Source organism: Mesotoga sp. UBA5847 (genome assembly GCF_002432735.1).
Taxonomy (GTDB): Bacteria; Thermotogota; Thermotogae; order Petrotogales; family Kosmotogaceae; genus Mesotoga.
Genome location: NZ_DJGL01000038.1, coordinates 2,812 through 13,351, shown reverse-complemented (window position 1 = coordinate 13,351; position 10,540 = coordinate 2,812). Strand labels below are relative to the sequence as shown.

15 protein-coding genes, 1 tRNA gene and 1 pseudogene are annotated in these 10,540 nt (G+C 45.5%); 15 read left to right on the top strand and 2 right to left on the bottom strand.

Features of this window, described 5'->3' with window-relative positions:
* The 11 genes from B3K91_RS04200 to B3K91_RS04150 all read left to right on the top strand — a co-directional run.
* Positions 1-257: hypothetical protein (locus B3K91_RS04200; RefSeq protein WP_292594049.1), on the top strand; the 257-nt coding region annotated here is incomplete at its 5' end.
* Between the two features lie 295 nt (positions 258-552).
* Positions 553-1,821 (top strand): UDP-N-acetylglucosamine 1-carboxyvinyltransferase, encoded by a 1,269-nt coding sequence (gene murA / locus B3K91_RS04195; RefSeq protein WP_292590784.1) that lies wholly within the window; start codon positions 553-555, stop codon positions 1,819-1,821.
* A 304-nt stretch (positions 1,822-2,125) separates the two neighbouring features.
* The gene (locus B3K91_RS04190) at positions 2,126-3,052 is read left to right on the top strand and encodes a radical SAM protein (RefSeq protein WP_292593208.1); all 927 of its coding nucleotides are present in this window, start codon (positions 2,126-2,128) and stop codon (positions 3,050-3,052) included.
* Entirely contained in the window at positions 3,053-3,406 is a 354-nt protein-coding gene (locus tag B3K91_RS04185; protein WP_214060371.1) for a Na+/H+ antiporter subunit E, read from the top strand.
* Positions 3,403-3,651, top strand: coding sequence for a hypothetical protein (locus tag B3K91_RS04180; RefSeq protein ID WP_214060370.1), 249 nt, complete (start codon positions 3,403-3,405; stop codon positions 3,649-3,651). The genes B3K91_RS04185 and B3K91_RS04180 overlap by 4 nt, the downstream gene beginning before the upstream one ends.
* The gene (locus B3K91_RS04175; RefSeq protein WP_214060369.1) at positions 3,648-3,929 is read left to right on the top strand and encodes a monovalent cation/H(+) antiporter subunit G; all 282 of its coding nucleotides are present in this window, start codon (positions 3,648-3,650) and stop codon (positions 3,927-3,929) included. Before B3K91_RS04180 ends, B3K91_RS04175 begins: the two co-directional genes overlap by 4 nt.
* Positions 3,926-4,615: a hydrogenase subunit MbhD domain-containing protein gene (locus B3K91_RS04170; RefSeq protein ID WP_292590786.1), complete on the top strand. Its 690-nt coding sequence runs from the start codon at positions 3,926-3,928 to the stop codon at positions 4,613-4,615. Before B3K91_RS04175 ends, B3K91_RS04170 begins: the two co-directional genes overlap by 4 nt.
* Complete coding sequence (locus tag B3K91_RS04165; protein WP_292590787.1) at positions 4,612-5,283, top strand: MnhB domain-containing protein; 672 nt, start codon at positions 4,612-4,614, stop codon at positions 5,281-5,283. Before B3K91_RS04170 ends, B3K91_RS04165 begins: the two co-directional genes overlap by 4 nt.
* The gene (locus B3K91_RS04160; protein ID WP_214060367.1) at positions 5,280-5,639 is read left to right on the top strand and encodes a sodium:proton antiporter; all 360 of its coding nucleotides are present in this window, start codon (positions 5,280-5,282) and stop codon (positions 5,637-5,639) included. The genes B3K91_RS04165 and B3K91_RS04160 overlap by 4 nt, the downstream gene beginning before the upstream one ends.
* Entirely contained in the window at positions 5,636-7,078 is a 1,443-nt protein-coding gene (locus tag B3K91_RS04155) for a proton-conducting transporter membrane subunit (RefSeq protein WP_292590788.1), read from the top strand. The genes B3K91_RS04160 and B3K91_RS04155 overlap by 4 nt, the downstream gene beginning before the upstream one ends.
* Before the next feature lie 34 nt (positions 7,079-7,112).
* Positions 7,113-7,188: transfer RNA gene (locus B3K91_RS04150), tRNA-Trp, on the top strand.
* A gap of 32 nt (positions 7,189-7,220) precedes the next feature.
* Here the strand turns inward: B3K91_RS04150 and B3K91_RS04145 are convergent.
* Positions 7,221-7,694, bottom strand: coding sequence for a GNAT family N-acetyltransferase (locus tag B3K91_RS04145; protein ID WP_213917504.1), 474 nt, complete (start codon positions 7,692-7,694; stop codon positions 7,221-7,223).
* A gap of 15 nt (positions 7,695-7,709) precedes the next feature.
* Positions 7,710-8,213, bottom strand: coding sequence for an HPP family protein (locus B3K91_RS04140; RefSeq protein WP_213917503.1), 504 nt, complete (start codon positions 8,211-8,213; stop codon positions 7,710-7,712).
* 126 nt (positions 8,214-8,339) lie between these two features.
* Here B3K91_RS04140 and B3K91_RS04135 point away from each other — a divergent pair, with 126 nt between their 5' ends.
* The 4 genes and pseudogenes from B3K91_RS04135 to B3K91_RS04120 form a co-directional block, all read left to right on the top strand.
* Complete coding sequence (locus B3K91_RS04135; RefSeq protein ID WP_213917502.1) at positions 8,340-8,621, top strand: acylphosphatase; 282 nt, start codon at positions 8,340-8,342, stop codon at positions 8,619-8,621.
* 19 nt (positions 8,622-8,640) lie between these two features.
* The gene (locus B3K91_RS04130; RefSeq protein WP_213917501.1) at positions 8,641-9,543 is read left to right on the top strand and encodes an alpha/beta hydrolase; all 903 of its coding nucleotides are present in this window, start codon (positions 8,641-8,643) and stop codon (positions 9,541-9,543) included.
* Between the two features lie 157 nt (positions 9,544-9,700).
* Positions 9,701-10,102 (top strand): annotated as a pseudogene (locus tag B3K91_RS04125) (FGGY-family carbohydrate kinase); the annotation flags it as partial.
* On the top strand, positions 10,095-10,540 hold a 446-nt coding region (locus B3K91_RS04120), incomplete at its 3' end, for a class II aldolase/adducin family protein (RefSeq protein WP_292594047.1). The pseudogene B3K91_RS04125 and the gene B3K91_RS04120, both read left to right, overlap by 8 nt.

The window sequence follows — 10,540 nt, the reverse complement described above, 5'->3', positions numbered from 1 at the left end:
CATTACTGATGGTCTTCCCGGAGATGGACTTTTCAGCTGCCATTCTAACCAACAGCAATGAAGGTAGTAAAGCGACCTCCCTCTTTTCAAGAATGGTCGTTGAAGATCTTCTGGGACTGAATCCGGAGATTCTTGAACCCGCAACAAATTATCTGGAAAGGCGGAGAAGATTGCCTGGCTCTACAAAGGAGAGATGTCAGATCTGGAGATCTTCATTGAGCAAGGGAAGAGCTTCATTAAGGAAATCCCGCGAGTAGGTTTTCCTGACGAAGACTCGGAACCAGCTTCTCCATCCACTCCACAGGAGATCTCAATATCGGGCGGAGGTTTCGTAATAAATCTTAGCGAACCTTATTTGGCAAGTGCGGGGGAGTTCATCGTTAATGAATCCGGCAGAATAGAAGGTCTAAGGATCGGACTTCGTATCTATAATGAGATCCTGAGCTAATAGAATTATTATGGTATGATTCGATCTTTCCTCTGCCCTTACCTCTGATAAAATAAGAGTGCGGTCGTATCTTCTTAACTTGATGAAAAGATTGGAGGGTTATTATGAGCCAGCTCGTTGTTATGGGAAATACACGTCTCAAAGGCGAGATAAGGGCAAGTGGCTCCAAAAATTCAGTGCTACCGATTCTTGCGGCTACAGTAATGATTGAAGAGCCAGTCGTCATAAAGAATGTGCCAGAATTGCGAGATGTCCAGACGATGATATCAATACTTCAGCAAATTGGAAAGACAGTTGCTTTCGAAAATGAAACCGTCACAATAATGCCTGGAGAGATTCTAGTAGGAAACGTTCCATATGAACTCGTAAGAAAAATGAGAGCCTCATTCAACATTATTGGTCCTCTCGCCATGATTTGTGGGTGGGCCAAGGTTGGAAAACCTGGTGGCTGCAATATCGGCCAGCGTCCTGTTGATTTTCATCTCAAGGGTTTGGAGGCTTTTGGATTCAAGATAACCGAAGAGCACGGCGACGTTATGGCCGTAATCCCGCAGAATTTCGAGAAAGAGATAATCTATGCTCTTCCGTTTCCCAGTGTGGGAGCTACCGAGCAGCTAATGACTACGGCAACGCTTATGGAGGGGAGCGTGGTAACGATTGAAAACGCCGCGCGTGAACCCGAAATTTCTGATCTTCAGAACTTTCTTAACAAGTGTGGTGCACAAGTCAGTGGTGCCTCAACTCCAACCATCAAAGTGACAGGAGTTGGAAAGCTTACTGGAGCAGAGTATTCAGTTATTCCAGATAGAGTAGAAATCGGAACGTATTTACTCGGAGCGATCGCCACCAAAGGTGACATTAAAATCCATGGGGCAATTGCAGACCATTTGATCGCCCTTTTGAGAATTCTCGAAGAGATGGGTGCAGGCATAGAAGAGGGCCATGAATACTTGCGAGCTTTCTGGAAAGGCCCCTTGAACCCTGTTAGAGTATCATCTGAACCATACCCTGGATTTCCAACAGATCTTCAACCAATAATAACGGCCGTCTTAGCGACGGTTGAGGGCACTTCGGTGCTTGAGGAAAACGTCTTCGAAAATCGTTTTGGATACGTAGATGAGCTAAACCGTATGGGGGCTCAGATAAAAGTCTCGAGCAGTCATGCGAATATTCGTGGTGTGAAAAAGCTAAGTGGAGCAGAAGTCGTTGCGCCAGACATCAGGGCCGGTGCTGCTCTGGTAATGGCCGGGCTAGCTGCGGACGGAGAGACAATCATCAACAATGCCACACACCTCTTCAGAGGGTATGAAAGATTCCAGGAGAAACTGAGGACACTGGGAGCAAAGATAACTTTCTATCCCGATGAAGAATGAGGGAGAAACGAGGTCGGGGGTTGGTGTGTGCCAAGAGAACTGTGGGCCGTTGAGCGGTTTTCCGCTGGCGAAGAAAAAGGAACTGGATGCTAAACATGTTCAGCTTGACGGGATGTAAGACTCTCAGTACGATGATAGATTGGTTGTACGTAAGGGATTGTTGGTTAGGCGAACTTGCCCGAAGTGTTCCTTTTCCCTCGCATAGCCCAAACGCAATCTTAGTCTCCCTAGACTCGAATTTGTGTGATAGTATCAGCTCACGGTCTTCCGACAACCTTTAGAGTGAAGAGAAGGAATGGATTGAATGGATTCAAATTTAGAAAAACTCGACAGAGTACATAAAGCAATAGAAAAAACGAGAGAAAGACTGCACTCTTGTGACCTGTGCCCTAAGAAATGTCATGTGAACAGGTATGAGACTTCTGGTTTCTGCATGCAGAGGATTGAACCGAGAGTCTCAGCAACAGTACTACACTTTGGGGAAGAACCACCTTTGGTGAAGGAAGGCGGTGCAGGTGCTGTCTTTTTTAGTGGCTGCACAATGAGCTGCCTCTACTGTCAAAACTTCGCTTTCAGTCAAAAGAACGCAGGCAAGGTCTTTTCTTTTGAAGAGCTATCGCGACACTTCATGAAGATTCAGGAGGAAGGGGCCGCTTGCATCGATCTCGTCACTCCGACTCCCAATCTGTATGGCTTCCTCAAAGCCTACGAACTTGCACTTGAGGAGGGCTTTTCCCTTCCAGTAGTGTTCAACACTAGCGGTTATGAAGAAGTAAGTACTTTGCAGCTTCTCGATGGAATCGTCGACATCTATCTCACAGATATAAGATACACCGACGATGCGCTTGGAGAGAAATACTCACTTGTCCCCGATTACTGGACTGTCACAAAGAAGGCAGTGAAGGAGATGTTTAGACAAACTGGCTCTTTCAGAGAAGAAAGAATGCGAGGAGTTATTGTCAGGCACCTTGTTCTACCTGAAGGAATAGCGGGTACAGAAGAGATGGCGGAGTTTGTGGCCTTTGAATTGTCTTCGTCCGTTCCCATATCGCTTATGTCACAGTATCGACCAGTTTACAGAGCGGGAGAGCACTACGAACTATCAAGAAAAATCTCGGAAGAAGAATACGATTATGCACTTGATGTGATAGATAGATTTGGTCTCACTGGATGGATGCAGCATTTCGAATCTAAGGAGAATTTCAGGGCCAAACCTTTGAGGTGGGACTAGATGATTTTCACTATTTCTTTCTTCTTGTGGATCACTTTCTTTGGCAGATTCACGCCGGCCTCTGTAGTTTCGGGGCTGCTAGTTTCGGTACTTGCTCAGTATATATCGTCTAGACTTATTCGTCCCGGTCCTGTTCTTGGTACCGTATTTCGAATTATGCTCGCTTTACCTGTTGCGGTCTTCCAATCATTCAGAATTATCTTCTCGAAACCCGCATTCACGGTAAGAAGCGAAAAGGCACCGGAAAACAGAATCGTTGAATTTGGGAAGATCATCTCTATTACAATGACCCCTGAGGAAGTTGTCATTTCGAAGGACAGGGAAGGGCTGTTGATCCACGAGGTGAAAAAGTGACCTTCTATATCACAATGGCGGCAATAATTTCTTCTATTGCGATGCTGGTCTGGTTTGCTGCAAGTAGCGATCCCTGGAAACTACTAATAGCCTACTCTTCCATTTCGACAAGGCTTCTTATAGGCGTCATATTTATTGAAATGGTTACTGGAGTTGATTTCATATCCAGTGTTGCCTTGCTGTTTCTCATTCTCAACACGAGCGGCACAATTATCGCTGCATATTATCTGGGGGTACGACGATGATGAGAATAATCGGATACTTATTCCTTATACCCGGCCTCTTTTTCGTTGTCGGAGGCACGTTTAGGGCAATCCTCGCTCACACAATCATCGGGACTCTCCATTTTCTAACGGTTGCCGACACTGTCGGACTTATATTCATCGTAATCTCTGCTTCTTTCTTTGGCCTGCTGACGATAATTGAGATGTTTGCGTTTATTGTCGCTTTGATGGTCACTGGACCGCTTGTAACTCACGTAATTGCCAGGGCCTTCATAAACTCGGGGGGAAAAGAGAGATGAGTTTCGTCTTAATCGGAATCAGTTCTCTTTATCTTGTTAGCGCGATAATCGTCCTTTCATCAAGGACTAACTTCCAGAGTGTTATCTGGTTTGGAATTATGGGTTCGGTCTCGGCCGTAATTATGATGATAATAGGCGCGCCGGATGTTGCGATGACCCAGTTTTCTGTCGGGGTTGCACTAGTTCTAATAGTCTACATAATGGCACTTAAGAAACAGCGCCGTGTCCGTCTCGGATTTCTCGATGTGCCTTCGATGATAGAGGAGTTGCCTTCCGGTCTGAGAGGGCTGGAGTGGGAGATCATTCGGCTTGTTGACGAAAAGGAAGGTTATCACGTTGAACCAGTTAAGTTCTCTTCAAAGGAAGAAGCATTGAAAGCCGTTGAGAATCATGATGTCGATTTGGTTTGTGGAGCATTTACAGAGGACGACGTTTCAGGTAGAACAAAAGGCATCCCTTATCTGGAGACTTCAATATTTGTCTGTAACGGAGAGGAAATTGATTTTGTGAGACTGAAACACTTGAGCAGAAACGCTATTTCTCCTACGCCAGAATTCCTGAAAAAGAGCCGCTATGTCTTTGTCATTTCCATGAATTCGCCGGATCTGGAAAGAGATATTCTTGAAGGATTGAACGAGATTAGATCTTCAGGGAATATCGAAGAGATAGTGGGGCGGTACCTGTGAAGATAGCAGGAATCATAGCAGTTACAATAATCTTTGTCATTGTTATGCTTTCATTTGATCCATCTGGAAGTATCCCCAGGCCGATAGAGCAAATAGTGGAACGAGTTAACGTGCCCAACGCAGTTACAAGCGTTTATCTTGAGACGAGACTCTATGACACGATATTCGAGATAATCGTCTTCACTATAACGGCTCTGGGAGTCGCCGCCCTTCTTGCATCGCTTCCAGTGAACAACGATGAAGGCCAGCAGGTATTTGGTACAGTAACTGTCTATAGCGGGGGCTTGGCCGCCTTGTCGATAACCCTTTTCCTATATGTGGTAATAAACGGCCACATCAGCCCGGGTGGAGGTTTTGTTGGCGGAGTTGTACTTGCAACAGGCGTAATCACTTACGGTCTCACTTCCAGTTTCAAGAAGGCAAGTCTTCATTATGATATGCTAAAGATCGGTATGTTTGAGAAAATCAGTCTCGTGCTAATTTTCGCATTCTCAACTTTGATCATCCTTTTACCAGAAACCCACTCACAATTACTTTCTGAGGCTGGCTTTGGTTCTACTTTCAGCGGTGGGCTGATCCCGATTCTGAACATTCTTATCGGAATCAAAGTATACGCCGGCGCATGGAAGATGTCCAGCGAGTTTATTAGCAGACGAGGAACACTATGACAGGAACTCTCGTAATCTATTTCTCAATTTTGGGAATGCTGGTGGGAACGATCGGTATGATTCTCTCGAAGGACCTTATAAAGAAGATTCTCTCTTTAGGTATTGTGGAGACTTCTATAAACCTCATGTACACAGGAATCTCAGCAAGAAGCGGGATAATACCTCCCATAGTCAGCGGCGATTTCTCAAGAACCACCTACGCCGACCCGATTCCTCAGGCAGTGATAATCACAGGTATTGTGATATCATTTGCCCTGCTTTGTCTTTCACTCGTATTCGCGATCATAATATACAACAAATACCACACAATGAACGTCGAGACGATCGAAATAATCTTCGAGAGGGAAGAACGGTGATCGCGCTCGTCTTTCTGCCCGTCCTGGGAGGAATTGTCTGTCTGGTGCTGAAAGACAGGAAGTCGGTCAGTCCGATTGTAGCGATTGTGACTGCTTTTGCAAGTGGAAGCGTTCTTCCTTTCGTTATCTTTGAAGATGCTTCGATTATTCTGGGAAAGTGGGGTTCGCTTGGAATCGGTATGGCTGTCGATGAATTCGCAATTCCCTTTCTTTTGTCTACATTCATCGTGATGCTTGCGGTGATCCTGAATTCTATCAAGAGAGGTTATGACGGCTTCTTCTACGCCTTAATCCTCATACTTTATGGAACTCTGAATTCGATTTTCCTTTCGAGGGACCTTTTCAGCATCTTCGTAACCATAGAACTCGCGTCGATTATTTCCTTCATTCTGATTTCCTACGAGAAAAAGCCCCGTCAGGCCTGGGCCAGCCTTAAGTATCTGCTCCTCTCTTCCCTAGGTCTGAACTTCTATCTACTGGGAATCGGGATTGTCTATATGGAGACGGGTTCATTTGCGATGGATAGTCTCGAACATGTTTCAACTATCGCAACTGTTCTGATATTCGGGGGGCTGGCCGTAAAGTCCGGTCTTTTCTTTTTCTCCATGTGGCTGCCGGATGCTCATTCCAATGCGCCCATAGAAGTCTCTCCAATACTATCCGGCCTTATTGTCAAGCTTGACGTGTACCTGTCTATAAGGTTCATCACGTATTCCTCTTTCGGCTGGATGAGAGATACCTATATGATAATCGGCATCGTCAGCGCAATTGTCGGCGTTATCTTCGCCGTCAATTCAAAGAACGCCAAAAGGGTCCTTGCATACCATACTATCTCTCAAGTTGGCTTCATGCTTGTAAACTGTGACAAGTCCTCTGCCTGGCACGGCTTTAGCCATGCAATATTCAAAACGCTCCTCTTTCTGGTCGTCGGGAATATATCGGCAAGACTTGGTACAAAGGAATATTCAAAGTGGTCGGGGAAGATCACAAAAGTCGAGTATGCCTTTCTTTTGATCGGTTCGCTTGCTATTGCGGGATTTCCTATGACATCCGGGTGTGTAACTAAAGAGATCATCATACACGGCGCTTGTTGTCCCTCAGTGAAGATCCTGCTTCTTATTGCTTCCGCTGGAACGGCAATGAGCTTCTCGAAGTTCATCTTTCTCAAACCCGGTAAATCTTCCTCCTGGCCGGCCGCGAATACCGTTGCTGCTTACTCCATCTTGTCCGGAGTCATAATAATACATGGGATCATCGGTTTCGAAATATACATGTTCGAATCATTACTTGCCGTTATCGCGGGAATGGCGGGGTATCTTCTGCTGCGCAAGTTCCTTAGACCTCTGCCGGTTTACTTCGAGAGAATCGATTCGGCACTCTCTTCATATCTCATACTCTTTCTTATTTCGATCGTGCTGGCAATAATCCTCTCCTCTTGAAAAGGAGTATCGATTCCGCTATAATCGTCTTTGTAGGCGAGTAGCTCAATTGGCAGAGCGACGGTCTCCAAAATCGTAGGTCGGGGGTTCGAGGCCCTCCTCGCCTGCCAGAAAAGAGAGGAATCATCCTCTCTTTTTCTTTTTAGTTATTACCGATCGCCTTGGCCATATTCATGTTGGTTACTTCATATCCCATCTTCTTGTACAACGATACCGCTGCGGTGTTATGAGCAAAGACATGTAGCGAAAGATTTTCTATTCCCAGATCTCCGGCATATTCCTCAAGTGCTTCGAGACTCCTCTTTCCACAACCTTTTCCTCTGAATTCCTTTTGGATCACGAAGTCATAGATGAACCCCTTCTTTGTATTCGGGAAGATATGCAACCAGAAGTAGCCAATCTTATGATTATGATCAGTCTCCACTATACTTAGAAGCTTGTGATACCTGGTGTTCAAACCATCCGTAAGTAATGAATCGATCTCTCTTCTCGATTTCTCGATCGCATCCTTCTCTTCCCACCTTCCCGATTTGACATTCTCGATCGCATAGTTTCTTACCAATCCTTCACTATAGACCTCGAACTCATCGGGCTTCATCTTTTCCAGTCTTATCATCCAGTTACCTCCTTCCTAGACAAGATCCAGCAAGTGTTTCTTCAAGAGTTCTTTTACCGAAAAGACGATGATTATCCCAAGAATGGTTATAGTTGCAGTTCTAACACTGAACCCGTCAAGAGTCAACCCCAGTGCGAGTCCGGCAGCCGGCGGATGCTCTGAATCGGTTATCACCATGGCAAACATAGTTAGACCTATCGCCAGAGACCCCATGAAGGCGAATGATATGTTATCAGACCACTGAATATGAGTATGTTTAGTCAGCAGATCCAAAACATGAACTCCAAAAGCTACCAGCAGACCGATTGCGTTGCCTCCCAGAACGTACCTTGCGCTGGATGCCCTGAGATTTGGCATCGCAAAGATAATGAATGTCGATGCCCCAAACGAAGCAACAACAACTGCTTCAGAGATTGCATCAATAAAGAGCAGAATCACGAAGACCGAAATGATCGTCAGCAAAGTCTGGGAAACGTACTTGAGCGGATATTGTCGGAACTTGGAATCTAGTGTTATCATCTTACCTCCTGGTTCGCCAAGAAATAACTGCATCTCTCAAGAGAAAGGTTTAGGTACCATCAACTGATAGAATCTCCCTATGAAGAGATAGAAATATTCTAAACCATAGGGAGGTAAAGTCGTAGTGTGAGAACGGTTGAAGTTACTCTCGAAGGGAGAGTTCAGAGAGTTGGAATGAGAAACTTCGTGAGGCGGCTTGCAGAAAAACACAGAATCACCGGGTATGTCGAAAACCTGGATGATGGGTCCGTAAGAATTGTCGCTAGAGGCGATGAGACTGAACTTGCATTGTTCTTAAACAAAGTGAAAAAGGGATCTCTTGCCGTCAAGCTTTCTGGAGGAAAGATCACCAGAATAATCGAACAGTCCTCTCAAGAGCTGGAATTCAGGGGCTTCGAAAAGAGGTAGTTCCATATGGAGGGAAAAAATGATAATTGCCGTAATAATTCTAGTTGTTGTAGCATTTCTGGCCTTTGTGGGATTTGCTCTCTCAAATAGGGTCATAAAACCCAGACAGATCCCTTACGAAGAGACCTACCGCATCGAAGTCGAGAATGGCAGAATGGATCCAGATTGGTTCGAAGAGGTCGGAAAGGAAGAGATTTGGGTTGATTCTCCTTATGGATACAAACTCCACGGGTTTCTGATTCCGAACGACAATTCCGAAAGAACCGTAATTATCTGTCACGGCATCACTTATTCACTTTTCGGTTCCATAAAGTATGCAAAGGTTTTTCACAAGCTGGGCTACAACATCATCGTATATGACCACAGGAATCACGGAAAAAGCGGAGGTACGAATACGACTCTAGGCTTCTACGAGAAGCATGATCTTGCCGCTGTAAAGAAATGGGCTCTGGAAAGACTTGGGGCGAATACTCGAATCGGCCTACACGGAGAATCGATGGGTGCTGCAATAGCTCTTCAATACCTTTCTCTTGACAATGAGATCGATTTCTGCGTCGCCGACTGCAGTTTTTCTGACCTCGAAGAATTGCTGTCAGTAAGGTTGCGTGAGGACTTTCACCTTCCCTCGATTCCATTCATTTGGCTAGCCCGATTCTTTGCAAAACTCCTGACTGGCGCGAATCTAAAAGAAGTAAGCCCAATAAAATCCGTAAGAGAGTCGTCAGTTCCAGTAATGTTCGCGCACGGAGCTGAAGACCATTACGTTCCAACCTATATGAGCGAAAAGATGCACATGGAAGGCAATTCGAAAAATCATCTTCTAGTAGTTCCCGGAGCTGCTCATGCAGCGTCTCTCCCAACCGATCCGGTCACATATGAAAAAGAAGTTGAAAGCTTCCTTCGCAAGCATAAGCTCCTATGAAAGATCACACTCTCCTTATCGTTTATCATATTAATGCAATTACCTAAACAAATCACACTCATGGCTTGATAATGTTATTCCCGTTCCGTATGTTTTCACAGTGCCTCAATTTGCCATATTAGTTAAGTTTATCACTTAATCTTCTGANNATTCCAAAGCCCACATGGTTCGGGCAATCATGGAAGGGGTCTCCTTTTCAATAAAGGATTGCATGAAGGTCGTTGAAGAGCTGGGTGTGAGTTTCGACAGCGTGAATGTCATGGGCGGAGGAAGCAAGAGCCCTGTTTGGAGAAGGATCCAATCCGATGTCTATGGAAAGAAAGTCATGACGCTCGAGACCCAGGACACAGGCTCTATAGGAAACCTAATACTCGCCCTTCTTGCAACAAAGGAGATACGCGACCCCCTAGAGGCGGCCCATCTCGTAAGGCGTGTCGAGAGGGTCGATCCCGATCCTGCTAGAGCAGAAAAATATGACAACTTATTTGGTATATACAAGAGAATCTACGATAGAACACGTTCAATGATGGCAGAATTGGAGGCGTATGCGGATGAATAGAGAAGAATTTGCCGGTCTGGTGCTGGATGCCTGCAGAAGAATGGAAGACCAGGGTATGACAGTGGGAACCTGGGGCAACATAAGTGTCAGAGTTAATGACGAAACCTTCCTCATAACTCCGAGCGGGATGAGCTATGGCTGCTTGAAGACCGAGGATATTGTGATGGCAGATATGGAAGGCAATACTATTGACAGCAAGCGAAAGCCAAGTATAGAGCATGGGCTGCACAGGATGATCTACAAACACCGGTCAGATGTTGGGGCGGTTATCCACACCCATCCACAGTACTCTACGGCTTTCGCAATTGCAAGGAAAGACATTCCTGCCGTCTCCGAAGAATTAATACAGATAATTGGAGAGGGTGTCAGATGTGCAGCTTACGCATTGCCCGGAACAGAAGAACTCGCAGTAAACGCAGTCTCAGCCCTGGGCAACAA

Excerpts from the sequence above, each read along its gene's own strand:
- murA (WP_292590784.1), top strand. The coding sequence starts at position 553 with ATGAGCCAGCTCGTTGTTATGGGAAATACACGTCTCAAAGGCGAGATA.
- B3K91_RS04190 (WP_292593208.1), top strand. The coding sequence starts at position 2,126 with ATGGATTCAAATTTAGAAAAACTCGACAGAGTACATAAAGCAATAGAA.
- B3K91_RS04185 (WP_214060371.1), top strand. The coding sequence starts at position 3,053 with ATGATTTTCACTATTTCTTTCTTCTTGTGGATCACTTTCTTTGGCAGA.
- B3K91_RS04175 (WP_214060369.1), top strand. The coding sequence starts at position 3,648 with ATGATGAGAATAATCGGATACTTATTCCTTATACCCGGCCTCTTTTTC.
- B3K91_RS04170 (WP_292590786.1), top strand. The coding sequence starts at position 3,926 with ATGAGTTTCGTCTTAATCGGAATCAGTTCTCTTTATCTTGTTAGCGCG.
- B3K91_RS04160 (WP_214060367.1), top strand. The coding sequence starts at position 5,280 with ATGACAGGAACTCTCGTAATCTATTTCTCAATTTTGGGAATGCTGGTG.
- B3K91_RS04145 (WP_213917504.1), bottom strand. The coding sequence starts at position 7,694 with ATGATAAGACTGGAAAAGATGAAGCCCGATGAGTTCGAGGTCTATAGT.
- B3K91_RS04140 (WP_213917503.1), bottom strand. The coding sequence starts at position 8,213 with ATGATAACACTAGATTCCAAGTTCCGACAATATCCGCTCAAGTACGTT.
- B3K91_RS04130 (WP_213917501.1), top strand. The coding sequence starts at position 8,641 with ATGATAATTGCCGTAATAATTCTAGTTGTTGTAGCATTTCTGGCCTTT.